24 protein-coding genes are annotated in these 23,575 nt (G+C 73.6%); 21 read left to right on the top strand and 3 right to left on the bottom strand.

Annotated features, from left to right (window positions below; translation table 11 throughout):
* The first annotated feature begins 1 nt into the window (after position 1).
* Positions 2-406: a VOC family protein gene (locus tag BMZ30_RS10290; RefSeq protein WP_093378239.1), complete on the top strand. Its 405-nt coding sequence runs from the start codon at positions 2-4 to the stop codon at positions 404-406.
* Between the two features lie 63 nt (positions 407-469).
* The gene (locus BMZ30_RS10285; protein WP_093378237.1) at positions 470-3,832 is read left to right on the top strand and encodes a proline dehydrogenase family protein; all 3,363 of its coding nucleotides are present in this window, start codon (positions 470-472) and stop codon (positions 3,830-3,832) included.
* Here the strand turns inward: BMZ30_RS10285 and BMZ30_RS10280 are convergent.
* Positions 3,798-4,592, bottom strand: a complete 795-nt coding sequence (locus BMZ30_RS10280) for an HAD family hydrolase (RefSeq protein ID WP_229828811.1) — start codon at positions 4,590-4,592, stop codon at positions 3,798-3,800. The genes BMZ30_RS10285 and BMZ30_RS10280 overlap by 35 nt on opposite strands.
* Positions 4,593-4,679: 87 nt before the next feature.
* On the opposite strand from BMZ30_RS10280, the gene BMZ30_RS10275 reads away from it, so the two are divergent.
* From BMZ30_RS10275 to BMZ30_RS10245, 7 genes are all read left to right on the top strand, one after another.
* Positions 4,680-5,138: a hypothetical protein gene (locus BMZ30_RS10275; RefSeq protein WP_093378232.1), complete on the top strand. Its 459-nt coding sequence runs from the start codon at positions 4,680-4,682 to the stop codon at positions 5,136-5,138.
* A gap of 107 nt (positions 5,139-5,245) precedes the next feature.
* Positions 5,246-5,923 carry a CpaE-like family protein gene (locus BMZ30_RS10270; RefSeq protein ID WP_177191347.1) on the top strand — a complete coding sequence of 226 codons (678 nt, stop codon included), beginning with the start codon at positions 5,246-5,248 and terminating at the stop codon, positions 5,921-5,923.
* The gene (locus BMZ30_RS10265; protein ID WP_093378229.1) at positions 5,913-7,070 is read left to right on the top strand and encodes a TadA family conjugal transfer-associated ATPase; all 1,158 of its coding nucleotides are present in this window, start codon (positions 5,913-5,915) and stop codon (positions 7,068-7,070) included. Before BMZ30_RS10270 ends, BMZ30_RS10265 begins: the two co-directional genes overlap by 11 nt.
* Complete coding sequence (locus tag BMZ30_RS10260; RefSeq protein ID WP_093378226.1) at positions 7,067-7,759, top strand: hypothetical protein; 693 nt, start codon at positions 7,067-7,069, stop codon at positions 7,757-7,759. Before BMZ30_RS10265 ends, BMZ30_RS10260 begins: the two co-directional genes overlap by 4 nt.
* Positions 7,760-7,763: 4 nt before the next feature.
* A complete protein-coding gene (locus BMZ30_RS10255) occupies positions 7,764-8,321 on the top strand; it encodes a type II secretion system F family protein (RefSeq protein ID WP_229828710.1) in 558 nt (185 codons plus the stop codon).
* A 46-nt stretch (positions 8,322-8,367) separates the two neighbouring features.
* Positions 8,368-8,835 carry a hypothetical protein gene (locus BMZ30_RS10250; RefSeq protein ID WP_093378224.1) on the top strand — a complete coding sequence of 156 codons (468 nt, stop codon included), beginning with the start codon at positions 8,368-8,370 and terminating at the stop codon, positions 8,833-8,835.
* A gap of 38 nt (positions 8,836-8,873) precedes the next feature.
* A complete protein-coding gene (locus tag BMZ30_RS10245; RefSeq protein WP_093378618.1) occupies positions 8,874-9,923 on the top strand; it encodes a S66 family peptidase in 1,050 nt (349 codons plus the stop codon).
* Here the strand turns inward: BMZ30_RS10245 and BMZ30_RS10240 are convergent.
* Positions 9,914-11,212 carry an MFS transporter gene (locus tag BMZ30_RS10240; protein WP_093378615.1) on the bottom strand — a complete coding sequence of 433 codons (1,299 nt, stop codon included), beginning with the start codon at positions 11,210-11,212 and terminating at the stop codon, positions 9,914-9,916. The genes BMZ30_RS10245 and BMZ30_RS10240 overlap by 10 nt on opposite strands.
* Positions 11,213-11,356: 144 nt before the next feature.
* On the opposite strand from BMZ30_RS10240, the gene BMZ30_RS10235 reads away from it, so the two are divergent.
* The 3 genes from BMZ30_RS10235 to BMZ30_RS10225 are packed head-to-tail and all read left to right on the top strand — an operon-like array spanning position 11,357 to position 12,368.
* Complete coding sequence (locus BMZ30_RS10235) at positions 11,357-11,647, top strand: DUF4244 domain-containing protein (protein ID WP_229828713.1); 291 nt, start codon at positions 11,357-11,359, stop codon at positions 11,645-11,647.
* A gap of 41 nt (positions 11,648-11,688) precedes the next feature.
* The gene (locus BMZ30_RS10230; RefSeq protein ID WP_229828716.1) at positions 11,689-12,006 is read left to right on the top strand and encodes a TadE family type IV pilus minor pilin; all 318 of its coding nucleotides are present in this window, start codon (positions 11,689-11,691) and stop codon (positions 12,004-12,006) included.
* An 8-nt stretch (positions 12,007-12,014) separates the two neighbouring features.
* Positions 12,015-12,368, top strand: coding sequence for an Rv3654c family TadE-like protein (locus BMZ30_RS10225; RefSeq protein WP_219810213.1), 354 nt, complete (start codon positions 12,015-12,017; stop codon positions 12,366-12,368).
* Here the strand turns inward: BMZ30_RS10225 and BMZ30_RS10220 are convergent.
* Positions 12,326-14,848, bottom strand: coding sequence for a DEAD/DEAH box helicase (locus tag BMZ30_RS10220; protein WP_177191346.1), 2,523 nt, complete (start codon positions 14,846-14,848; stop codon positions 12,326-12,328). The two genes, BMZ30_RS10225 and BMZ30_RS10220, sit on opposite strands and share 43 nt — an antisense overlap.
* Before the next feature lie 455 nt (positions 14,849-15,303).
* Between BMZ30_RS10220 and BMZ30_RS13775 the strand changes: the two genes are divergently transcribed.
* From BMZ30_RS13775 to BMZ30_RS10175, 9 genes are all read left to right on the top strand, one after another.
* Positions 15,304-16,425: an LLM class oxidoreductase gene (locus BMZ30_RS13775; protein ID WP_093378211.1), complete on the top strand. Its 1,122-nt coding sequence runs from the start codon at positions 15,304-15,306 to the stop codon at positions 16,423-16,425.
* 88 nt (positions 16,426-16,513) lie between these two features.
* Positions 16,514-16,948 carry a MarR family winged helix-turn-helix transcriptional regulator gene (locus BMZ30_RS10210; RefSeq protein ID WP_093378209.1) on the top strand — a complete coding sequence of 145 codons (435 nt, stop codon included), beginning with the start codon at positions 16,514-16,516 and terminating at the stop codon, positions 16,946-16,948.
* On the top strand, positions 16,945-17,652 hold the full coding sequence (locus tag BMZ30_RS10205) for an NAD(P)H-dependent oxidoreductase (RefSeq protein ID WP_093378206.1): 708 nt from the start codon (positions 16,945-16,947) through the stop codon (positions 17,650-17,652). Before BMZ30_RS10210 ends, BMZ30_RS10205 begins: the two co-directional genes overlap by 4 nt.
* 27 nt (positions 17,653-17,679) lie before the next feature.
* Positions 17,680-19,557 (top strand): ribonucleoside triphosphate reductase, encoded by a 1,878-nt coding sequence (locus BMZ30_RS10200; RefSeq protein WP_093378204.1) that lies wholly within the window; start codon positions 17,680-17,682, stop codon positions 19,555-19,557.
* Positions 19,554-20,222, top strand: a complete 669-nt coding sequence (locus tag BMZ30_RS10195; RefSeq protein WP_093378201.1) for an anaerobic ribonucleoside-triphosphate reductase activating protein — start codon at positions 19,554-19,556, stop codon at positions 20,220-20,222. Before BMZ30_RS10200 ends, BMZ30_RS10195 begins: the two co-directional genes overlap by 4 nt.
* 157 nt (positions 20,223-20,379) lie before the next feature.
* On the top strand, positions 20,380-20,973 hold the full coding sequence (locus BMZ30_RS10190; RefSeq protein ID WP_143073177.1) for a hypothetical protein: 594 nt from the start codon (positions 20,380-20,382) through the stop codon (positions 20,971-20,973).
* Between the two features lie 60 nt (positions 20,974-21,033).
* Complete coding sequence (locus BMZ30_RS10185) at positions 21,034-21,387, top strand: PadR family transcriptional regulator (protein ID WP_093378196.1); 354 nt, start codon at positions 21,034-21,036, stop codon at positions 21,385-21,387.
* The gene (locus BMZ30_RS13770; RefSeq protein WP_093378194.1) at positions 21,384-22,163 is read left to right on the top strand and encodes a hypothetical protein; all 780 of its coding nucleotides are present in this window, start codon (positions 21,384-21,386) and stop codon (positions 22,161-22,163) included. The genes BMZ30_RS10185 and BMZ30_RS13770 overlap by 4 nt, the downstream gene beginning before the upstream one ends.
* A gap of 94 nt (positions 22,164-22,257) precedes the next feature.
* Complete coding sequence (locus BMZ30_RS10175) at positions 22,258-23,553, top strand: aspartate aminotransferase type Ic (RefSeq protein ID WP_093378191.1); 1,296 nt, start codon at positions 22,258-22,260, stop codon at positions 23,551-23,553.
* The last annotated feature ends 22 nt before the right edge of the window (positions 23,554-23,575 follow it).

The raw sequence follows: 23,575 nt of genomic DNA, 5'->3' as shown, positions 1-23,575 counted from the left end.
CATGGCGCTGCGCTGGTACTCGACCGTGATCGACTGCCACGACGTCGCCGCCCAGGCAGACTGGTGGGCGCAGACGCTCGGCTGGAAGGTGGCCTACGCCGACGACGACGAGGTCACCCTCGTCCCGGCGCACGCCTCCGTGGAGCTCGTCCGGGCGACGCCCTGGGCACAGGTGCCGCCAGGTCTCGTGTTCGTCCCGGTCCCCGAGGGCAAGAACGTCAAGAACCGCCTGCACATCGACCTCGCGCCGCACCTGACCGACGACCGTGACGCCCTGATCGCCGAGCTCCTCGAGCGAGGTGCCACGCGGGTCGACGTCGGGCAGGACGCCGACGAGGTCACCTGGGACGTCCTCGCCGACCCGGAGGGCAACGAGTTCTGCGTGCTGTCCTCCCGGGAGGTCTGAGCCAGGTCCCCGGGCGCTGCCCCGCCTGGTGGCGATGTCGGCGTGATGATGCATGATCGGTCCATGACGCTCATCGGAGAGCTCGTGCCTGAAGCCATCGACCTGGCTCGCACCTGGCTCGACGCCACTGCCCACGGGGAGACCCCCCGCGAACGCCGCACCACCGGACGCCTTGCTGCGCTGGTCTCCGACCCGGCGGGCCTCGAGCTCGCCGTGCGGTTCGTGGACCGGGTCGCCCGGCCCGACGACCAGCGTGTCGCCGCGCACGAGCTCGCCGCGATGGCGAGCCTGACCTCGGCTGCCGGGAGCTTCCTGGGTCCTGTGGACCGGGCGCTGCTCGGCCTGGGTTCTCGGCTCGCGCCCGTGCTGCCCGGCGTCGTCGTACCAGCCGCGCGGGTGCGCCTGCGCCAGCTCGTCGGGCACCTGGTGGCCGACGCCGGGCCCGGCCTGGGCGCGCACCTCGCCCGCACGCGCGCGGAGGGCTTCGGCCTGAACGTGAACCTGCTGGGTGAGGCCGTCCTCGGGGAGGCCGAGGCGCAGCGGCGCGCTGAGCGCGTCCGTGCGCTGATCGAGCGCCCCGACGTGGACTACGTCTCGCTCAAGACGTCCGCGATCGTCAGCCAGCTGTCCACCTGGGACCTGGCGGGCAGCGTCGACCGCGTCGTCGACCGCGTGCTGCCGCTGTACCGCGCGGCTGCTGCGTCGTCGGGCACCTTCCTCAACCTCGACATGGAGGAGTACCGCGACCTCGAGCTCACCCTCCAGGTGTTCGAGCGGATCGCCCTGGAGGACGACCTGCTGGACCTCCCCATGGGCATCGTCCTGCAGGCGTACCTGCCGGATTCCGCGGGGGCGTTCGACCGGCTCGTCGGCCTCGCCCGGCGGCGCGGCGCGCGGGGCGGTGCGGCGCTCAAGGTGCGCCTGGTCAAGGGCGCGAACCTCGCGATGGAGCGCGTCGAGGCCGAGGTGCACGGCTGGCAGCAGGCGCCGTACCCGGCCAAGCCCGGCGTCGACGCGAGCTACGTGCGGCTCGTCGACCGGGCGCTCGACCCGGCGACGTCGGGCGTGCTGCGCGTGGGCGTCGCGAGCCACAACCTGTTCCACGTCGCGCTCGCGCACCTGCTCGCGGAGCGCCGGGGCGTGGCCGACGCGCTCGACATCGAGATGCTGCAGGGCATGGCGCCCGCCCAGGCTCGCGCCGTGCGGGCCACCGTGGGCCGCGTGCTGCTCTACACCCCGGCGGTCGCGGCCCGGGACTTCGACGTCGCGATCTCCTACCTGGTGCGTCGCCTCGAGGAGAACGCGGCCGAGCAGAACTTCTTGCACGCCATGTTCGCGGGGGGCGCCCCGGCCGGCGAGCATGGGGGCTCTGCGACGAGCCAGGCGAGCGCGATGGACCGCCAGGAGGCGGCGTTCCGCGCGTCGGTCGCCCACAGCGCGACGGTGTCCGCCGAGCCGCGACGCCGTGAGCGCGAGGTGCACGAGCTGGAGCCGGGCGAGTTCGCCAACGCCGAGGACTCCGACCCCACGCTCCCGCCCGTACGCGCGATGGCGGCCGACGCCGTCAGCCCGCGCACGGCCGAGCGGCTCGCGGCGACCGTCCCGCCCGCGACGGTCATCACGACCACGGCCGACGTCGACGCCGCCGTCGCGCGCGCCGAGGCCGTCCGGGAGACCTGGGCTGCCACACCGGTGGACGTGCGCGCGGCTGTGCTGCGGCGCGCCGCGGTCCACCTGGAGGAGGCGCGCGCCGACCTCGTCGCGACCGCCGTGCACGAGGCCGGCAAGACCGTCCCCGAGGTCGACCCCGAGGTCAGCGAGGCGATCGACTTCGCGAACTACTACGCGGCGCGCGCCCCCGACCTCGAGGCCGACCCGGACGCGGCGTTCGTGCCCGACGGCGTCACGCTCGTCACCCCGCCGTGGAACTTCCCCGTCGCCATCCCGACCGGGTCGGTGCTGGCGGCGCTCGCGGCGGGCTCGCCGGTCCTGATCAAGCCCGCCCCGCCGACGCCGCGGTGCGTGCAGGTCGCGATGGATGCCGTGCACCGGGCGCTCGACGACCACGGCCTGCCCCGCGACGTCGTCCAGGTTCTGCTGTCGCCCGAGGGCGAGGTGGGGCGGCACCTGGTCACGCACCCCGGCGTCGCGCGCGTGCTGCTCACCGGCTCGATCGAGACGGCCGCGCTGTTCGCGGGCTGGCGGCCCGAGCTCGACGTGCTCGCGGAGACGAGCGGCAAGAACGCGCTGATCGTGACGCCGTCGGCAGACGTCGACCTCGCGGTCGCGGACGTCGTGCGCGCGGCGTTCGGGCACGCGGGGCAGAAGTGCTCGGCCGCGTCGCTGCTGATCCTCGTCGGGTCAGCCGGGCGTTCTGATCGCCTGCGCCGTCAGCTCGCTGACGCCGTCACCTCGCTGGCCGTCGGCCCCGCCACGGACCTGGCGACCGTGATGGGCCCGCTGACGGAGCCGGCGTCGGGCAAGCTGCTGCGCGCCCTGACCACGCTCGACGACGGCGAGTCCTGGCTCGTGCAGCCGCGCCGACTCGACGACGAGGGTCTGCTGTGGACGCCCGGCGTGAAGTTCGGTGTGCGGCCTGGGTCGTTCTTCCACCTCACCGAGGTGTTCGGGCCCGTGCTCGGCGTCATGCGCGTCGAGACCCTCGACGAGGCGATCGCGCTGCAGAACCAGGTGACGTTCGGGCTCACGGGCGGCATCCACTCGCTCGACGCTGGCGAGATCGCGCACTGGCTGGACCGGGTCGACGTCGGCAACGCCTACGTGAACCGGCACATCACCGGGGCGATCGTGCGCCGGCAGCCCTTCGGCGGCTGGAAGGCCTCCACGGTCGGACCAGGCGCGAAGGCGGGCGGACCACACTACGTCGCCCAGCTCGGCACGTGGACGGACGCGCCAGCGGTTCCCGCGCGCACGGACGACGCCGCTGGATGGCTCGCGCGGGCGCAAGCTAGCGACGCGGCGTGGTGGGACGAGGAGCTCTCCCGCGAGCACGACCCGAGCGCGCTCGTGGCCGAGGCGAACGTGCTGCGATACCGGCCGGTCCCGGGCCTCACGGTCCGGGTGGGTGCAGACGCGCTCCAGGTGGAGGTCGAACGCGTGCTCGCCGCGGCGCGGACCGCGGGCGTGCCCGTCGAGGTCAGCCGCGTCGCGGACGAGGCCGACGACGCGTTCGCGCAGCGGGTCGCGCGCGGTCGGGTCAGTGGTCGCATCCGCGTCGTCGGGCGTTCGTCTGGGCTGCGGGAGGCCGCGGCGAGCCGCGTGGGTGAGGTGACCGTGCTCGATCAGCCGGTGGTGGCGAGCGGTCGGCGCGAGCTCCTCGCGATGGTCCGGGAGCAGGCCGTGTCACGCACCCGGCACCGCTTCGGTCACGTCAGCGACGACGCCGGCGCAGTGCCCACCAGGTGACGGCGGCCGCGGTCGCGAGCGTCGCCGTCACCGCGACGGCGGACCGCGACCGCGGACCGAACGCGCGCAGGGCGACCGGCCGGGAGAACGTCAGCGTCCCCCAACCCTCGTCCTGCGCGAGCCGACGCAGGGTGCGGTCGGGGTTCACGACGAAGCCGTGGCCGACGGTCGAGAGCATCGGGGCGTCAGTGATCGAGTCGGAGTACGCGTAGCAGGCCTCGAGGTCGTAGTTGTGCACGGTCGCGAGCTGCACGATCGCCGATGCCTTGTTGTCGCCGTAGGCGTAGAAGTCGATCTCGCCGGTGTAGCGGCCGTCCTCCACGTGCATGCGGGTCGCGATCACGTGGTCGGCGCCCAGCGCGGCGGCGATCGGCTCGACGACCTCCTGCCCGGACGCGGAGACGATCACGACCTCGCGCCCCGCGGCGTGGTGCTGGGCGATCAGGTCGACGGCCTCGGCGTAGACGTAGGGGTCGATGAGGTCGTGCAGCGTCTCTTCGACGATCTGGCTGACCTGCTCGACGTCCCAGCCCGCCGCGAGGGTCGACAGCACGGCACGCATGCGCTCGGTCTGGTCGGCGTCGGCGCCGCCCACCATGAACAGGAAGTGCGCGTACGCGCTGCGCAGCATCGCCCGGCGGGAGATCAGCCCTCCCGCGAAGAACGGACGCGAGAACGCCGACGTCGAGGACGTCGCGATGATCGTCTTGTCCAGGTCGAAGAACGCCGCAGCCGGTCGGTGCGCCGGGGCGTGCTGGATGGTCTGGTGGTGCCTGTCGCTGGTCGGCTCGGTCACAAGAGCGAGCCTATGCCGTCGGGCGGGAGACGGCTCTGGCAGCATCGGGTCATGGAGGCGTTGCTGCGCATCGAGCACCGACCGCCCGGCGGCGACGTCGGGCAGCTCGACCCTGACCAGGGGCGTGCGCTGCTCGCGCTGCTGCTGCCTGACGTCCAGCGCGTCGAGGTCGGGTTCTGGTGCGGGAAGCAGACGAACGCGGCATGTCGGCTGACGGCGCCGTGGCGCGCGGACGGGTGGCAGATCGACGCGGCGCTCGCGCCGCGGAGCGAGGTCGTGTGGGGGTTCCAGCTCGCGGTGACCGAGGTCGAGGCTGACGGTCCGGCGCTGGCGCGCGCGCTCGGCGTCGTGCTTACCGGCTTCTCCGACGACCTGGAGTGGCCCACCCTCATCCGCGGCGCCCGGTGGGAGACGTACTCCGATCCCGATGCTGCGGCGACCACGGTGCGCGGTGCACCGGAGCTCGTCGACCGCCTGCGCGGGGCGCGCGCGCTCGATCTCGCGCGCTAGTCCGGCGTCCTCCACAGCACCCTCGGCGGGCCGCTCCGTCCACAGGACCGGTGGTCGTGCCCCTGCCCGAGGAGCGAGCGGGCCAGGCTCGCCTGCGGAGGTGGGTCGTGGGACGGGTGATCGGGGTGTGCGGGGCGCGCGGCGGCGTGGGGACGAGTGTGCTCGCCGCGGGCCTCGCCCGGGCGGGGGCGCGACGCGGGCCGGTCGCACTGGTCGACCTCGACGCGGGCGGCGGAGGTCTGGACGTCCTGCTGGGCGTCGAGGATGTGCCGGGGCCGCGGTGGCCCGACCTGCGACTGGCCCGAGGCATCGTGCCGGGAGCCGAGGTCCTCGAGCTGCTCCCGCTCTGGGGTCAGGTGCGCGTGCTGAGCGCGGACCGGCGGCGCCCGGCCGCGCCCGAGGGCGAGGTGGTCCGGGACGTCGTCGCGTCGCTCGCCGACCACGCCGACGTCGTCCTGGACCTAGCGCGACTGCGCGACTGGACGGACGTGGCGGCCCGGTGTGACGACGTCGTGCTCCTCGCCACGGGGGACGTGCCCGCGGTGGCGGGTGCGAGCGCACTCCTTGGGCGCCTGGGGCCGGGGCGCGTCCCGAGGCTCGTGGTGCGCACGGGGGGAGCGCTCGACGCCGGGACGGTCGGCCGGGCGTTGGGGCTGCCGGTCGCCCACGAGCTGCGCCCGGACCGGACGCTGCCCGGGGCCGTGACGCACGGCGCGGGGCCCTGCGGGCGACGGCTCGACCGCGCCGCGAAGGTCCTGGGGGAGCAGGTGCGCGGTGGTCGATGAGCTGGCAGGTCTGCTGCCGGACGTGCGCCGCCGCGTCGGCCTCGCCCCCGACGTGGCGCTCGCGGAGCACGTGCGCGCCGTGCTGCACTCCCGCGGCGTCGTGCTCGGGGGTCTCGCCCTCGACCGGGCGGTGCGCGCCGCGAGCGCCGAGCTCTTCGGCGCGGGGCCCCTGCAGGGGCTGCTCGACGACCCGGCGACGACGGACGTGCTGGTCAACGGGCCGCGCGACGTCTGGGTGGACCGAGGTGGCGGTCTGGTCCGGGCCGACGTCGACCTCGGGACCGACGCGCAGGTGCGCGAGCTCGCCGTCCGCCTGGCCGCCGCCGGAGGCCAGCGCCTGGACGACGCTAGCCCCATGGTCGACGCGCGGCTGCCCGACGGCACGCGGCTGCACGCGGTCGTGCCGCCCGTCTGCGAGCGCGGGGCGCTGATCTCGCTGCGAGTGCTGCGCACGGGGACACTGCGCCTGGAGGATCTGCGGGCCGGCGGGGGCGTGCCGCCGTCCTGGGATCCCGTGCTGCGTGCGCTCGTCGCGGCGCGCGCCAACGTCCTGGTCACCGGCGCCACCGGGACGGGCAAGACGACGCTGCTCGGCGCGATGCTCGGCCTCGTCCCCGCCGGGGAGCGAGTGGTGTGCATCGAGGAGGCGCGCGAGCTCGCCCCTACGCACCCGCACGTCGTGAGCCTCGCGGCCCGCCGGGCGAACGTCGAGGGGGCCGGGCGCGTGGAGCTCGCGGACCTGGTGCGGACGTCCCTACGGATGCGACCGGACCGGATCGTGCTGGGCGAGTGCCGCGGGGCGGAGGTCCGCGAGATGCTCATGGCGCTCAACACCGGGCACGACGGCGGCTGGGCGACCCTGCACGCGAACGCGCCCGCCGACGTGCCCGCCCGCCTCGACGCTCTCGCGGGCCTGGCGGGCATGACCTCGGCCTCGATGGCCACGCAGGCCGCCAGCGCCCTGGACGCCGTGCTGCACCTGCGACGGGTCGCCGGTCGGCGGTTCGTGAGCGACGTGGCGGTCGTCGACCGCGGCCCTGACGGCGGCCTACGGGTCGAGCCGGCGCTGCAGTGGCGTCCCGGGGCTGAGCCGACCGTCACTACCCGGTGGGGCGAGCTGGCCGGGCGCATCGGGATCGGCCGGTGAGCGCCGGGGTCGGGGTGCTCGTCGGGCTCGCGGTCCTGGTTGGTTCCGGAGCGGCCCTGGGGCGCACGAGTGTGCTCGTGGAGCGAACGGGGCGCGGGGGGCTCTTGGCACCGTTGCGTCGAGCCCGGCCGCAGTCCGACGACGGCGAGCGCACCCTCGAGACGGTCACGACGGCCGTGGCGGCGCTGCTGCGCTCCGGGACCGCGCCGGCGCAGGCCTGGTGGACCGCGGTGCGAGTCCCTGCTGACCATCGCGGGGTACCCGATGCGGACGCGCTCGTCGACGCCGTCGCGGGAACGTCGCGCCGACGCCGAGGGCACGACGCCGGACTGCGCCGGCAGGCCGCCGGGGTCGTCGCGGCCTGCGCGGTCGCCGCCGAGGTGGGGGCGTCGCTGGCGCCGGTGCTCGACGCCGTGGGGAGCGCCGTCGTCGTCGCCGAGGAGGAGCGCGCAGCCCGGGAGGGGGCCCTCGCCGGGCCCCGGGCGACGGCTCGGCTGCTCGGGTGGTTGCCGGTCGGGGGCCTCGTCGTCGGCACGCTGCTCGGCGTGGACCTGCCGGGCGTGGTCGTGGGCGGCGGGCTCGGGGCGACGAGCCTGGTCGCCGGGCTGGTGCTCATGGTCGCCGGGCGGGCGTGGACGCGTCGGCTGGTCGCGCGGGCGGCGGGGGAGCGGGACGGCCGTGGGCGGTGAGGGGGTGGCGTGGGCGAGCGGGATCGTCGTCGGCCTCGTCGCGTGGGGCGTCGGCGGGGGGGCGCGCGGGCTCGTGGCGCGCAGACGCGCGGACCCGCGAAAGCCTCAGGGCGAGCGGCAGCGCCCGGGCGGGCGGGTCAGCGTCGCCCCGGAGGTGCCGGTCGTCGTCGTGCTCGCGCTGCTCGGGGCCGCGACCCAGGCCGGTGCTGCGCTCCCCCGGGCGCTGCAGGTCGTCGGCCGCGCCGTCGGGGATCCCACGCTCGAGCGGGTCGGTGGTGCGCTGGTCCTCGGCGCCACCTGGGAGGCGGCCTGGGAGGGCGTGCGTGGCCGCGTCGTCGCGGACGCGCTCCGGGACGCCTGGACGTCGGGCGCGGCGCCGTCGGGTGCGCTCGCTTCGGCGGGGTCCCGGCTGCGGCGCGGCGCTGCCGCACGGGCCAAGGTCGCTGCGCAGCGGCTCGGCGTCCAGCTCGTGCTGCCGCTCGGGCTGTGCCTGCTGCCCGCGTTCGTGCTGGTCGGGCTCGTCCCGGTGCTGCTGTCGCTCGGCGTCGGGCTGCTCGGGTGAGCGGTTCCGGTTGCTGGGCCGCGCGTGGCGTCGTTGTATCGATGTCATGGCACAGGCACGCAGATCCCGGCGCTCCCTCGACGGACCGGACGTCGCCCACCAGGTCCCCGACGGCGTCGACGACGCGACCGTCGAGGCGGTCGGGCAGCTCACTGCCGCGCTCGAGGTCGTCGAACAGGCCCGTGGGATGCTCTACGGCTTCCACCGGATGACGGGCCGCGCTGACAACGACCTGCGCGACGCGATCGACGCCCTCGAGGATGCCGGGCACGGCGAGCTCGCGGGGCGGCTGCGCGAGGACCTGTTCGGGCGCAACGTGCTGCAGCGGCGGTGGACGTTCCAGATCGTCGAGGACTACGACGACCACTACTGGGAGCCGTTCCGCACCATGGAGCGCACGGTGCGCGAGGAGCTCATGGAGGGCCGGCGGCACGTGTACGAGGCGCAGCTCAAGGAGCGCAACCGCACCCACGGGCGTCCCGGCCACGAGGCGCGCCCCGCAGAGGACGAGTAGGTCTCGACGCGCGGCGAGCCATGCTGTTGGATCGGCAGATGGTTCACGAGCTCACGTCCCCGCCCAAGGCCGCGCCCGGCGACAAGGTCGCTGTCCTGTCCCCGTCTTTCGCCGCTCCGGGCTTCGCGCCGGCGCTCCACGAGCAGGCGATGCGCCGCCTGGCCGACCTCACCGGGCTGGTCCCCGTCGAGTTCCCGACGACGAGGCGGCTCGGGGCGTCTGCGGCGGACCGCGCCGCGGACCTCAACGCGGCCTTCGCCGACCCGGAGATCCGCGCGGTGCTCGCGACCGTCGGCGGGGACGACCAGATCACGGTGATCGGGCACCTCGACCCCGCGCTCGTGCGCGCCGACCCCAAGCCGTTCCTCGGCTACAGCGACAACACCAACCTGCTGGCGTGGCTCTGGAACCAGGGGGTCTCCGGCTTCTACGGCGGGTCCACCCAGGTGCACCTGGGCGCCGGACCTGAGGTGGACGACGTGCACCTGCGGTCCCTGCGCGCGGCGCTGCTCACCGGTGAGCGGCTCGAGATCACCGAGCCCGGCGAGTCGGAGGACTTCGGCAAGGACTGGAAGGACCCCGCCGCCCTCACCGAGCACGGTGAGCGCGAGGCGACCGAGCCGTGGACGTGGGCGGGGCCGTCCCGCGCCGTCACCGGCCGGACCTGGGGCGGGTGCGCGGAGGTCGTCCAGTGGATCCTCACCGCCGGGCGTTTCGCCACGGACCCCGCCGTCGTCGAGGGCGGCGTGCTGCTCCTCGAGACGTCTGAGGAGCTGATCCCCGCTCTGGAGCTGGGTCGCATCATCCGGTCCCTCGGGGAGCGTGGCGTGCTGGCCGCGGTCGACGCCGTCGTCGTCGCCCGACCGCCCACGACGAGCTTCGAGGTGAGCCGCACGGCCGCCGAGCGCGCGGCCAAGCGCGCTGAGCAGTGCGACGCCGCGATCGACATGGTGCAGCGGTACAACCCCGACGCCGTCATGGTGGTGGGCGTGCCGTTCGGGCACACTCGGCCGCAGTGGATCCTGCCCTACGGCGGGACGGTCACGGTCGACGGCGCCCGGCGGAAGGTGTGGGCCGACTACTCCTGAGCGGCCGCCAGGCCCACCACGGTCGCTCGCGGGGGGACACGACGGTTGAGGCGCTCGGACAGCAGGAGGCCGAGCCCGGCGAGCGCGCCGACGAACAGCGGGAAGAGCCACATCCCGGCCCAGGTCGCGAGCACCCCGAACAGCGGCGGCGCGAGGGTCGAGCCCGTGTAGGCCGCGGCCATCTGGATGCCGATGATCGCCTGCGAGTTCTGGCGCCCGAAGTTCGCGGGCGTGGAGTGGATGATCGCGGGGTAGATGGGCGCGGCGCCCAGCCCGGCGATCACGAGCCCGGCGAGGGCCAGCACGTCGGTCTCCAGCGGGAGCACGAGCATGACGGCGCCGACCGCGACGGCGACGAAGCCGCCGCGGATCAGCCGGCGGTCGCCGACGCGGTCGGCGAAGAACCCGGCGAGGAAGCGTCCGCCGGTCATGCCCAGCAGAAACAGCGAGGCGAACGCTGCTGCCGTGGCCGGGTCGACCCCGCGCTCGGTGACCAAGAACGTCGAGGCCCACAGGAACGAGGTGGTCTCGAGCGCGCAGTAGGCGAAGAAGGCCCCGAGGACGAGCTCGACGCCGGGGATCCGCAGCGCGCGGGCGATCGGGACGTGCGTGCTGCCCTGTCCTGACGGCGAGCCCTCAGCGTCGTCGGCCGCGTCGTCGGCGTCCTGCGCCGCTCGCCTGACGGGGTTGACCTTGCCCCACAGCGGCACGCTGACGAGCAGGACGAACGTGAGCACGACCTGGATCAGCCCGACGACGCGATAGGCGCTCGTCCACCCGAGGTCGGCGGTCAGGGCGTAGCTCATGATGAACGGGCTGATCGACGCACCGACGCCCCAGAAGCTGTGCAGCCAGTTCATGTGCCGGGCTGCGTAGTGCAGGGCGACGTAGTTGTTCAGGGCCGCGTCGACTGCGCCGGCGCCGAGGCCATAAGGGATGGCCCACAGGCACAGCATCCAGAAGGAGCCGGAGAACGAGAAGCCCACCATCGCGATCGCGGTCAGCGCGACGCTGACCGCGGTGACGGTGCCGACGCCGAACCGGCGGGTGATCCGCTCGGACGCGAGGCTCGAGGCGATCGTGCCGCTGGCGATGATCATCGTCACGATCCCGGCGAAGGCGACGGGGACGCCGAGGTCCTGGTGCATGACCGGCCATCCGGCGCCGACGAGGGCGTCGGGGAGCCCGAGGCTGACGAAGGCGACGTAGATGATCGCCAGGAGGAGCGAGTACACGGCGGGGAGGTCTCCGAGGTGGCAGGGGCACGTGGGTGAGGTCGACTCGATCATCGCCGACGACGCAGCGTCGTCCACATCTTCGCGCGCTGAACGGTCGTCCACCGATCCGGGCGGGCCGGCGCCATGGCGTGGCCCGATGGCGGCAGCGTGTGCGCACCAGCCCTCGTCCGAGGGTGCGACACGAAGGAGCCGACCATGACGACACGACTGATCCGGTCCGAACGAGCGCGGTCTGCGAGGCCGGGCGTGCCGGAGCTCCAGGGCGCCCCGGGAGCCCGCGGCGCCTGTGCCCGGCTGCACGCCTGGGCCGGAGCGCGAGCCGCTGCCGTCCGGGTCCGCGGCGACGCCGGCCTCGCCACCGCCGAGTACGCGATCGCGACCGTCGCCGCGTGCGGTTTCGCGGGGCTGCTGGTGGCGATCATGAAGAGCAGCGAGGTGCGCGGCATGCTGCTGTCCATCATCAAGAGCGCGCTCTCGCTCGGCTGAGGCGGCGGGTGATGAGACGGCTGCGGGGAGACCGCGGGGCTGTGACCGCCGAGATCGCGCTCGCGCTCCCCGCAGTCGTCCTCGTCCTGCTGGTGGTGCTCTCGGTCGGGGCGGCGGGGATCGCGCAGCTGCGCGCGACGGACGGGGCGCGCGTCGCGGCGCGGGCGGTCACAGCGGGGTACGACGACGCCGAGGCAGCCGCGCAGGCACGTGCGGTCGCGGGGGAGGGGGCGAGCGTCGCTGTCGTGCGCGACGGGGAGTGGGTGCGCGTGACCGTGCGGCGTCCGCTGGGAGCGAGCTGGACCCCGGCGGCGGGCCTGCGGGCGAGGGCCACGGCGGTGGCGCGGGTAGAGCCGTGAGGGATGGGGTGTCTCGCGCTGGCGATCGCGGCTCTGGCTCGGTGCTCGTGCTGGCCGTGATCGCGGTCGCGCTCGCCCTGGCGCTCGGGCTCGGCCTGGTCGCCCGCGCGCACGTCGCGCGGGTCGGTGCGGAGTCCGCGGCCGACCTCGCGGCGCTCGCGGCCGCGACCGCGCTGGCACGCGGCGGCGACGCGTGCGCGACGGCGCGGGACGTCGCCACGAGCAACGGTGCGGAGATCGTCCGCTGCGACACCGAGGGCACGGGTGCGGTGCAGGTCGAGGTCAGCCGCGACGTGCCGATGCTCGGCCGGGCGACCGCTCAGGCGCGCGCAGGCCCGTCCTGGCTGCGGGAGGACGGGTGAACAGCGCCCTCGCCAGCCGGCGCGAGCGCGAGCACGGCATCGAGCAACCGCACCGCGGCGTCCTTCTCGAGGGGGGAGTTCTGGGTGCCGCACTTGGGGGACTGGACGCACGCCGGGCAGCCGGCCGCGCACGGGCAGGAGGCGATCGCGTCCCGGGTCGCCCGCAGCCATGTCTCGGCCAGCTCGTAGCCGCGCTCAGCAAAGCCCGCGCCGCCCGGGTAGGCGTCGTAGACGAACACCGTCGCCGCGCCCGTGTCGATGTGCAGCGCCGTCGAGACCCCGCCGAGGTCCCAGCGGTCGCACGTCGCGAGCAGCGGGAGCAGGCCGATCGCGGCGTGCTCGGCCGCGTGCAGGGCGCCCGGCGCGAGGTCGCCGGTGACGCCCGCAGCCTCGAGCAGCGCAGCGTCGGCGGTCCACCACACGGCCGTCGTGGTCAACGAGCGCTCGGGCAGGTCGAGCTCGAACGAACCCAGCACCTCCATGCCCGGCAGCCGTCGCTTCTGATAGCTGACGACCTGCGTGGTCACGTCGACCTCACCCAGCCCCCACCCCACCTGGCCGCGACCGTCCGGCGTGGGGACGCCGTCGTCGGCTCCCCACGTGCGCTCCTGGGCGACGTGCTGCACGGCGATCGACGTGACGTCGTGCGACCACGTGCCGTAGTCGACGTCCTTGCGGTGCACGAGCGCGACGTGGTCGGCGAGGTCGAGCTCGTCCACGACGAAGCTCGCACCCTGGTGCACGTACACCGCCCCGGGGTGCACGGCGCCGTCGGCCCCGCCCGCGTCGACCGTCCCGAGCAGGCGGCCGGTCGCGCCCTCGACCACGCGCACCGGCTCGCCGCCGGAGCCGCGCAGGTCAGTCATGCCCGCGGCGTTGCCCGGATGGGTCCAGAACCAGCCCGCCGGCCGACGCCGCAGCGCGCCCTTGGCGACGAGCACGTCGAGGACCTCCGCGGCGCGCGGGCCGAAGCTCGTGACCTCGTCGGGCCGGATCGGCACCTCGGCGGCGGCCGCGCAGAGGTGCGGCGCGAGGACGTACGGGTTGCCTGGGTCGAAGACCGTCGCCTCGAGCGGGGCGTCGAACACGGCCTCGGGGTGGTGCACGAGATAGGTGTCGAGGGGGTCCTCGCGGGCGATGAGCGCGACGAGGCCGTCGGCGCCCGCGCGCCCGGCACGCCCGGCCTGCTGCCAGATCGACATGCGCGTGCCCGGCCACCCGACGATCAGCACCGCGTCGAGCCCGGAGATGTCGACGCCGAGCTCGAGCGCGTTCGTCGTCGCGAGCGCCCGCAGCGCACCGGTGCGGATGGCCTGCTCGAGCGCCCGGCGCTCCTCGGGGAGATACCCGCCGCGGTAGGCCGCTACGGCGTTCGCCAGCGCCGGGGTGTTGGCGGACAGGACGCGGCCGGCGTGCAGGGCGACGGACTCCGCCCCTCGCCTGGACCGCGTGAACGCGAGGGTCCGCGCCCCGGCGGCCGTGAGGTCGGCGAGCAGGTCCGCGGCCTCGGCGGTCGCGCTGCGGCGGGGACGCTCGACCACCTCGTCGGGCGGGGTCTCGACCCACCACTCGTCGGCGTCCCGGCCGGGCGCGGCGGCCACGAACCCGTCCATCCCGTCGACGTCGGGCAGGACCGGGGGCTCCCAGAGCGCGAACGTCTTGCGCCCGGCCGGGGAGGTGTCGCCGACGACGGCGCGCACCTTGCCCGGGGCGACGCCGATCAGGCGGGCGGCGCTGACATCCGGCTCGGCCGTGGTCGCCGACGCGACGACGAACACCGGATCCGGCGCGCCGTAGTACGCGGCCAGGCGCCGCAGCCGTCGCAGCACCAGGGCGACGTGCGCCCCGAACACCCCGCGGAACGCGTGCCCCTCGTCGACGACGACGTAGCGCAGCGACCGCAGGAACCGGACCCACCGGCCGTGGTTGCTCAGCAGCGAGAAGTGCAGGAAGTCGGGGTTGGTCAGCACGACGTCGGCGTGGTCCTGGACCCACACGCGCTCCGCGAAGGGAGTGTCTCCGTCGCACGTGGCGACCCGGACGTCCCGGGTGCCCGCTGCGTCGAGCAGGCGGGTCAGCGCGGCGGACTGGTCGGCCGCGAGCGCCTTGGTGGGGCACAGGTACAGGACGCTCGGGCGGCGTCGGACGTTCTCGATCCGGCCGTGGTCGCGCTGCTCGGCGCGCACGGCCGTGAGCGCGGGAAGCCAGAACGCCATCGACTTGCCGGACCCCGTGCTCGTGCCGAGGGCGACGTGCGAGCCGCACCATGCGGCGTCGGCGGCCTCCACCTGGTGCTGCCAGGGGCGCGTGACGCCGAGCGCGGTGTAGCCAGCGACGAGGTCGGGGTCGGCCCACTCGGGCCACGGCGCGGTCGTCCCCGCGCGCGCGGGCAGGTGCCGCAGGTGCGTGAGGCTCTCCGCCCGCCGGCCCCCGGCCAGCAGCACGTCGAGCAGATCCTCAGGCCCAGGCACGCCGCCCATCCTCCCACCCGTCCACGCGTGTCCGGGATTCGGACGCATGGTGCGAATCGTTGACACCTTCCCGCGCGGGCGCTTACGGTCGCGGCACGTCAACGATCAAGGAGCGCCCCATGCTGCACGCCACGAGGACACGCACCAACGCGTTCATCCCTCGCGCGGCGATGTGCATGCCCGCTCCTGCGATGTGCTGTATGTCCGCCGGCCTCACGTCCGGCTGTCAGCTCTGAGCCTCCTCCTCACCTGACTCTTCGCGGCGCTCCACGCGCCCCTCGACGGCTCTGACCGTCCTTCCGGCACCACGGCGCCACCCGGCGCCCGCGCACTGACGCGCACCTGTGCACAGGTCTCCCGCACCGGGGGACCGCGTCCGACGACGTCCGCCCAGGTCCCGGTCCCGGCTCACCCCCACGTGACGGCGCCCGAGCGCGCCCACCCCCGAGAGCGAGCACACCCGCATGTCGATCGACGCCCCCCTCAGCCCTGCCGCCCACGCCACCCGAACCCGTGCCGCCCGCACCGCTGGCGCCCGCAGCACCGCACCTCGCCCGTCCCGCAGCCGCACGGCGCGCTCCGACGCCGACGACGCCCAGGTCGCCCGCGAGCTGCTCGCCGCCCTGACGACCCCGGAGTCCGCCGTGCCCACCCCGGTCCACACGGGTGCGCCCGTCCGCATCGCCCTCGACCTCAGCGCCTCCGGTGCTCGGCGGTCGCCCACCCGTCCCGGCGGCGCGCGCGGCCTCGCCACCGAGCTCGACTCCGAGCGGCTCGTCGACGTCGTGCGCTCGGCGGTGCGCGGCGGCATCGACCTGGTCGCCTTCGACGACGACTTCCGCCTCCAGCACCAGACGGTCGGGGACGTCCGCGGCCGACTCGACGCCGCCGTCGTCGCCTCCCGCCTGGCCAAGGTGACCCAGGGCGTCGGCCTGGCGGCCACGATCTCGACGGCCACGACCGAGGTCGACCACGTGATCACCGCGCTCGAGACCATCGCGCGCACCTCCGGGGACCGTGCCGCCTGGCAGACGCGCCCCGTCGCCCCCGCGATCGCCGCCGCCGTGCGCGGCGCGACCGGCGTGACGATCGTTGTGCGCACCCGCACCGCCGAGGAGGCCGAGGAAGCCGCCACCTACGCCGACGTCGTCCGGGTCGCCGCGAAGGACATCGCCACAGCGGCCGACACCCGTCGTCGGGTGCGCGCCGCGGCCGAGGCTGCCGGGCGGGCGGGCGACGACGTCGTCGTGCTCGTGGACCTCTACGCCGTGACCGGGCCTGACCGGGCGAGCGCGGAGGCGCGCCTGAGCCTGCTCGACGACTTCGAGGGTGAGCCCGTCGTCGCCAAGCACGCGCACTCGATCACGCACGTCGGCACGCCCGTCGACCTCGCCCATCTCATCCGCACCTGGGTCGACGCGGGCGCGGCGGACGGCTTCGCGATCACGCCCAGCTCGCTGCTCGCGGACGTGACCGGGCTCGTCGACGGCGCCCTGCCGGTGCTGCGCGAGATTGGCGCCCTGCGCGGGGAGTACCGCGCGGACCTGCGTCGCACGCTGGGACTGCCGGCGGCCGTGCGGGCCTGAGGTCGAGGGGTCCGCAGCCGCCCGCTGGCCCCTGCTCGCGTTTGGTCAACCCGTTGACAACCTAGGTGTCAACGGGTTGACTCAACCCATGAGCTCTCGCCTGACCTACTCGATCAACCACCTCGCCACCGCCCTCAACGCGTACGCCGACGCGATCCTCACCGCGCGATGGGGCATCACGATCAGCCAGTTCACCTTCCTCGCCGTGCTCGAGGAGGGGCAGCCCATCGACATCACGGGTCTTGCCGAATGCCTCGGCGTGACGAAGGCCGCCGTCAGCAAACGGGTGCCCGGCCTCGAGGCGCGGGGGCTCATCCGGACCGCGGCGGACCCGGCGAACGCGCGCCGCGTCGTCCTCACGCTCACCGACGAAGGGCTGCGCCTCGCCCGCGAGGCAGGCGACCTGCTCGAGGCCGAGTTCGCCCAGATGTTCGTCGGCCGCCCCGACCTCGACCTCGAGCGCACGCACGCCGACGTGCAGGCGATGCTCGAGACCGTCCTCGCCAAGGAGGCCGCATCATGAGCTCGTCTCCGCGTCCCTCGATCCTGGTCGTCCTCGGTCACCCGCGCAGCGAAAGCCTGTGCGGCGCCCTCGCAGACGCCTATGCCGACGGAGCTCGAGACGCAGGTGCCGACGTCACCGTGCTGCGCCTCGGCGACGTCGGCTTCGACCTCGCCTCGCGCGAGCCCAGCCTGCAGAAGTGGCTCGGCCCGGACCAGGAGCCCGCCCGGGAGCCGGAGGTCGAGCAGATGATCGCTGCGGTCCATGCCGCCGACCACATCGTCCTCGTCTTCCCCCAGTGGTGGGGCACCTACCCGGCGCTGCTCAAGGGCTGGATCGACCGCGTGATCCTCGCCCGGTCCGCGTTCGCCTACCGCGCGGGCACGCCGCTGTGGGACAAGCTGCTCACGGGCCGCACCGCTCGCCTGATCATGACCATGGACAGCCCCGCGTGGTGGGACTCGCTGTATTTGCGCCGGACCGCCACGAGGTCGCTCACCCGCGCGACGCTCGGCTACTGCGGGGTGCGGACGATCGGGACGACGCGTCTGGCACGAGTGCGATTCGCCTCGGCCGAGACTCGCCAGCGCTGGTTGGCGAGGGCCGAGCGGCAGGGGCGCGCCGACGCCGCGCGCACGGATCGTCGCCGTGCCGGGACCAAGGTCCTCCCCAGAGAGGCGCCCCGCGGAGAAGGATCTACATCTAGTGACACCTTTGTAGTTTGACCACTAGATGTTGGGGAGATCGAGCAGATGACCGACGGGACGCAGAACCACGGCAAGAACCTGGTGGACGTGGGATCGACGATGCGCGAGTATCTCGACCGCACCGACTGGCGCGTCAACGCCAACGCCAACCAGGGCTACTCGCTCGGGGGTCTGATCCTCAACACGGCCGGCAAAGTCACCGCCAACTACTGGCTGTCGGAGATCTACCCGGCCGCCGTGGGAGAGGCCCACCGCTCGGGCGACATGCACATCCACGACCTCGACGTCTTCGGCGGCTACTGCGCCGGCTGGTCGCTGCGCATGCTCCTGACGCAGGGCTTCAACGGCGTCCCGGGCAAGGTCGAGTCCAACCCGCCCAAGCACCTCGGCTCCGCCGTCGGGCAGGTCGTCAACTTCCTCGGCACCATGCAGAACGAGTGGGCCGGCGCGCAGGCCTTCAGCTCGTTCGACACCTACATGGCACCGTTCGTCCGCAAGGACGCGATGAGCTACACGGACGTCAAGCAGTGCATCCAGGAGCTCATCTACAACCTCAACGTCCCCTCGCGCTGGGGCACGCAGACGCCGTTCACCAACCTCACGTTCGACTGGACGTGCCCCGACGACATCGCCGGCGACGTCCCGCTCATCGATGACACCCCGATGGACTTCACGTACGGCGACCTTCAGGTCGAGATGGACATGATCAACCGCGCGTACATCGAGGTCATGACGGAGGGCGACGCCTCGGGGCGGGTCTTCACGTTCCCGATCCCGACCTACAACATCACCGAGGACTTCCCGTGGGAGTCCGAGAACGCCATGCGTCTGTTCGAGATGACCGCGAAGTACGGGCTGCCGTACTTCCAGAACTTCCTGAACTCCGAGCTCGAGCCCGGCATGGTGCGCTCGATGTGCTGCCGCCTGCAGCTGGACCTGCGCGAGCTGCTCAAGCGCGGCAACGGCCTGTTCGGCTCCGCGGAGCAGACCGGCTCGATCGGTGTCGTCACTGTGAACTGCGCGCGCCTGGGCTACCTGTACCGCGGCGACGAGGCCGCTTTGCTCGGCCGCCTCGACGAGCTCATGGAGCTGGCCAAGCAGTCGCTCGAGATCAAGCGCGAGGTCGTCCAGCACTACATCGACGAGGGCCTGTTCCCCTACACGCGCCGCTACCTGGGCAACCTCGACAACCACTTCTCGACGATCGGCGTCAACGGCCTCAACGAGATGATCCGCAACTTCACCGCGGACCCGTGCGACGCGACGTGCGACCACGCCGAGCACGACATCACCTCCGAGGAGGGCCACGCGATGGCCGTGCGGGTGCTCGACCACGTGCGCGCCCGCATGGTCGAGTTCCAAGAGGAGACCGGGCACCTGTACAACCTCGAGGCCACGCCGGCCGAGGGCACGACGTACCGGTTCGCCAAGGAGGACCGCGCCCGCTACGCCGACATCATCCAGGCCGGCACGGACGACAACCCGTACTACACGAACTCCTCGCAGCTGCCCGTGGGCTTCACCGCCGACCCCTTCGAGGCGCTCGAGCGCCAGGAGGAGCTGCAGGGCAAGTACACCGGCGGGACCGTGCTGCACCTGTACATGAGCGAGAAGATGAGCTCCGCCGAGGCCTGCCGCGAGCTCGTGCGCCGGTCGCTGAGCAACTTCCGCCTCCCGTACATCACCGTGACGCCGACGTTCTCGATCTGCCCGCGCCACGGCTACCTGGCCGGCGAGCACCCCACGTGCCCCCGCTGCGCCGAGGCCCGGCCCGACGCCGAGCCGCAGGTGTGCGAGGTGTGGACCCGCGTCATGGGCTACCACCGCCCCGTGAGCTCGTTCAACATCGGCAAGAAGGGCGAGCACGCCGAGCGGCAGTTCTTCACGGAGAAGCAGACGCAGCGCCGCCTGCAGACGGCATGAGCCTCGCGGCCGGGGCGGACACGCTCACGGTCGCCGGTCTCGAGCCGTTCTCGTCGTGCGACTGGCCCGGCCATCTCGTGGCGACCGTGTTCCTGCAGGGTTGCCCGTGGCAGTGCGGGTACTGCCACAACGTGTCGATCATCGATCCTCGCGCGCCAGGGGAGATGAGCTGGGCGGAGGTCCGCGCCGTGCTGGAACGGCGGCGCGGGCTGCTCGACGGCGTCGTGTTCTCCGGCGGCGAGCCCACGCGGCAGGCGGGGCTCGCGGCCGCGATGCGCGAGGTCCGCGAGCTCGGGTACGGCGTCGCCCTGCACACGGGGGGCGCCTACCCGCGGCGCCTGGCCGAGGTGCTGCCGCTCGTCGACTGGGTGGGTCTCGACATCAAGGCGCCCGAGGCGAAGTTCGCGGCCGTCACAGGCGTCGCGAACAGTGCGAAACCGGCGTTCGAGTCGCTGCGGATCGTGCTCGATTCGGGCGTTCCGCTGCAGGTGCGCACGACCCTCGACCCGACGATCCTGGACGACGGCGACGTCCTGGCCCTGCGCGCGCAGCTCACCGAGGCGGGGGTCCGGGACTACGTCGTGCAGTCGGTGCGGACCGAGGGCGCGAGCGAGGAGTTCGCGGAGCGCCTGACGACCTACCGCCGCGAACAGGCCCTCGCCTGACCGGCGCGACTCACTTCACCGCACAGAGCACACTTTCGTCCGGGTTGCCCGGCCGGGAGTGTGCTCTGTGGATGGGTGCGGGGGCGGGCTCGCCGTCGTCCACAGGTTTCGGAGCGCTCCTGGCCGTGGGGTGCAGCGCGTCCGTAGCGTCCTGCGCATGCATCCCGAGAGCGACAAGTTCACTGGCCGAATCGTCCTCCGCCGCGACGACGGCCACATGGCCAGGCCGGCCGACCACGATTCCGGGGCCGTCGTCGCCGAGGAAGAGGACGCACATGCTCACGGCGCGCACGTCGACGATGACCGCGACCTCGGGCCGTACGAGATCGCCGGCGTCGTGCTGCACCTGTGCGGCATGACGCTGTTCCTTGCGGTGGGCTCAGCCATGGCCGGGGGTGGGGTGTCCTCGGTGCCAGCGTGGGTGGTGATCGCCGCGGTGCTCATGATCGGCACCGCGAGCGCGGGCTTGCCGGTGGTGCGCCGTGCGAACCGGTTCATGCGCGAGCGGCCCCGGTGGAGCGGCGTGATCGCCACCGCCCTCGTCTCGGCTGCCCTCGGCTTCGGCTACGGGGCGCAGGAGCTGTTCGGTCTTCCCGCGGTCTCGTTCGCGGCGGGGTGGTCCGCAGGGACCGGGCTGGTGGCGCTCGGGGTCGGCACCGCCCTCGTCCAGGTCGAGCGGCCGCTCGCGGAGGCGTTCCGCCCGTGGATCGGTGCCGTGGTGGCGATGGTGGCGGGCTTTCTGCGGTTGTGACCGGTGCGACGACCTGTCCGGTAGGTAGACAGGCTGACTAGATAGGCATACTGTCTAGTCATGACCAGCGACCCAGCACCGTGGCCCAGCGAGTGGCTGCGTGGCGTTCTCGACCTGTGCGTCCTGCGCGTGCTGGCCGACGGCGCCACGTACGGCTACGCCATCTCGGCGCGCCTGGTCGAGCACGGACTGGGCGTCGTCAAGGGCGGGACCCTGTACCCGCTGCTGGCTCGGCTCGAGGCGAGCGGCGACGTCGTCGTCGAGTGGCGCGCGGGCGACGGCGGGCCCGGACGCAAGTACTACGAGCTCACCGAGGCCGGGCGCGCGCAGCTGCGGGAGCGCAGCGAGCGCTGGACCACGTTCACCGAGACCACCGCCGGCCTGCTGGCGCACACCCCCGTGGAGGAAGCATGACCACCGACCCCACACGCCGTGGCACCGCCGCCCACGCACCCCACGTCGAGGAGGACTGGGCCGACGCGTTCGTCCTCGAGCTCCGGCTCCTCGACGTCCACGGCACCGTGATCGGCGACGCGCTCGCCGAGGTCGACAGCCACTGCGCCGACAGCGGCGAGGGCGCGCGCGAGACGTTCGGTGACCCCGTCGAGTACGCCCGCAGCCTCGACCTGCCACGTATGCCCGACACCGGGTGGCGTGGCATGGTCCCGGTGCTCGTCCCGGTCGGGGTGCAGCTTGCGGGGATGTTCGCGGTGAGCGCCTCGGCCGGGCCGCTGCGCCAAGGTGAGGCAGTCGCGGTCACGGGAGGCCAGGCCGTCGGTGCGCTCGTGCTCGCCCTGGCCCTGACGGCGCTCGCGGTGTGGGCGGAAGCGATCCTGCGGTTGTTCATCGAGCGCCCCGTGCTCGGCTTCCTCGGCTTCAGCGCCGTCATCGTCGCCGTCGTGCTGCCCGGCGCGGCTGTGGTGATGCCGAGCGCGATGGCCGGTCTCGCCGGCCCCTTCACGTCGGTGCCCGCCGTGGTCGCTCTGGGCGGCGGCGTCCTGCTGCTCGCCGTCGGCTGCTTCCTCGAGATCAGGCGCCGGGACGCCGACGCCGATCCTGTCGTCGACCCCCGCAGCGCGCCCGAGCCGGAGCCGACGGGGTGGGACCGGTGGCAGCGCTGGAGCGTCGCGATCATCCCGTTCTGGTCGGTGGTGCTGTTCGCGCTCGGATGGTTCCTGCCGGGTCGCTGACGAGCGGCGTCGGTCGGCGATGGACGGGCTCGGACACCCTGCCTCACCACCAGTAGGCTCGGCAGCGACGTAGCCGTCGACGAGAGGTCTCCTCATGCCTGACCAGTCAGCCCCGCGCCCGATCTCCGCCCTGAGCGCCGACGAGCTCGCCGCCGAGCACGAGCGCCTGCGCGCCGCCTACGCCGACCTCCAGGCCCGCGGCCTGAAGCTCGACCTCACGCGCGGCAAGCCCGCCCCGGAGCAGCTCGACCTCGCCAACGCGCTGCTGTCCCTCCCGGGCGGCGACGACGTCCGCGACGCGTCCGGCACGGACACCCGCAACTACGGCGGCACCCAGGGGCTGCCCGAGATTCGTGCGATCTTCTCAGAGCTCTTGAGCATCCCGGCGGAAAACTTGATCGCGGGGAACAACGCGAGCCTCGAGATCATGCACGACCTGATCGTGTTCGCGCTGCTGCACGGGACGCCGGACTCCGCGCGGCCGTGGGTGCGCGAGGAGACCATCAAGTTCCTCGCGCCGGTCCCGGGGTACGACCGCCACTTCGCGATCACCGAGTCCTACGGCATCGAGATGATCCCGGTCCCGCTGCACGACGACGGCCCGGACATGGACGTAGTCCGCGAGCTCGTCGCCGCGGACCCGACGATCAAGGGCATCTGGACGGTCCCGACGTACGCCAACCCCACCGGCGCGGTGTACAGCGAGGAGGTCACGCGCGCGCTGGTCTCCATGCCGACCGCCGCGCCCGACTTCCGGATCATCTGGGACAACGCCTACGCCGTGCACACGCTCGTGGAGGAGTGTGCGCCCGCGCTCGACGTCCTCGGCATGGCGGCCGAGGCCGGCAACCCCAACCGCGTGCTCACGGTCGCCTCGACGTCGAAGATCACCTTCGCGGGCGCCGGGGTGAGCTTCTTCGGCGCCTCGGCCGAGAACCTCGCCTGGTACTCCAAGCACTACGCCAAGAAGAGCATCGGGCCGGACAAGGTCAACCAGCTGCGCCACGTCCGGTTCTTCGGCGACGCCGACGGCGTCCGCGCCCACATGGCCCAGCACCGCGAGATCCTCGCGCCCAAGTTCGCCCGGGTCCTGGAGATCCTCGAGTCTCGGCTCGGTGGCCGCGACGTCGCGACCTGGACGCGTCCCGAGGGCGGTTACTTCGTCAGCCTCGACGTCGTGCCCGGGACCGCGCGGCGCGTGGTGGAGCTGGCCAAGGACGCCGGCATCGCCCTGACGGGCGCCGGCTCGGCCTTCCCGTACGGGAAGGACCCGCAGGACACGAACATCCGGCTCGCCCCCAGCTTCCCGTCGCTCGACGACGTCGCGACCTCCATGGACGGCGTGGCCACCTGCGTGCTGCTCGCCGCCGTCGAGGCGCGCCTGGGCTGAGCGCGCCCCGCCCGACGCGCCG

This window comes from Flavimobilis marinus, assembly GCF_900113055.1.
GTDB lineage: Bacteria > Actinomycetota > Actinomycetes > Actinomycetales > Cellulomonadaceae > Flavimobilis > Flavimobilis marinus.
The sequence above is the reverse complement of the archived record's forward strand: the minus strand, read 5'-3'. Positions and strand labels throughout refer to the sequence as shown.

Coding starts and splice junctions, on each gene's coding strand:
- BMZ30_RS10235 (WP_229828713.1), top strand. CDS start 11,357: ATGACGACACGACTGATCCGGTCCGAACGAGCGCGGTCTGCGAGGCCG.
- BMZ30_RS10250 (WP_093378224.1), top strand. CDS start 8,368: ATGGCACAGGCACGCAGATCCCGGCGCTCCCTCGACGGACCGGACGTC.
- BMZ30_RS10205 (WP_093378206.1), top strand. CDS start 16,945: ATGAGCTCGTCTCCGCGTCCCTCGATCCTGGTCGTCCTCGGTCACCCG.
- BMZ30_RS10275 (WP_093378232.1), top strand. CDS start 4,680: ATGGAGGCGTTGCTGCGCATCGAGCACCGACCGCCCGGCGGCGACGTC.
- BMZ30_RS10245 (WP_093378618.1), top strand. CDS start 8,874: ATGGTTCACGAGCTCACGTCCCCGCCCAAGGCCGCGCCCGGCGACAAG.
- BMZ30_RS10200 (WP_093378204.1), top strand. CDS start 17,680: ATGACCGACGGGACGCAGAACCACGGCAAGAACCTGGTGGACGTGGGA.
- BMZ30_RS10185 (WP_093378196.1), top strand. CDS start 21,034: ATGACCAGCGACCCAGCACCGTGGCCCAGCGAGTGGCTGCGTGGCGTT.
- BMZ30_RS10175 (WP_093378191.1), top strand. CDS start 22,258: ATGCCTGACCAGTCAGCCCCGCGCCCGATCTCCGCCCTGAGCGCCGAC.
- BMZ30_RS10240 (WP_093378615.1), bottom strand. CDS start 11,212: ATGATCGAGTCGACCTCACCCACGTGCCCCTGCCACCTCGGAGACCTC.
- BMZ30_RS10195 (WP_093378201.1), top strand. CDS start 19,554: ATGAGCCTCGCGGCCGGGGCGGACACGCTCACGGTCGCCGGTCTCGAG.
- BMZ30_RS10285 (WP_093378237.1), top strand. CDS start 470: ATGACGCTCATCGGAGAGCTCGTGCCTGAAGCCATCGACCTGGCTCGC.
- BMZ30_RS13775 (WP_093378211.1), top strand. CDS start 15,304: ATGTCGATCGACGCCCCCCTCAGCCCTGCCGCCCACGCCACCCGAACC.
- BMZ30_RS13770 (WP_093378194.1), top strand. CDS start 21,384: ATGACCACCGACCCCACACGCCGTGGCACCGCCGCCCACGCACCCCAC.
- BMZ30_RS10220 (WP_177191346.1), bottom strand. CDS start 14,848: ATGGGCGGCGTGCCTGGGCCTGAGGATCTGCTCGACGTGCTGCTGGCC.
- BMZ30_RS10290 (WP_093378239.1), top strand. CDS start 2: ATGGCGCTGCGCTGGTACTCGACCGTGATCGACTGCCACGACGTCGCC.
- BMZ30_RS10210 (WP_093378209.1), top strand. CDS start 16,514: ATGAGCTCTCGCCTGACCTACTCGATCAACCACCTCGCCACCGCCCTC.
- BMZ30_RS10190 (WP_143073177.1), top strand. CDS start 20,380: ATGCATCCCGAGAGCGACAAGTTCACTGGCCGAATCGTCCTCCGCCGC.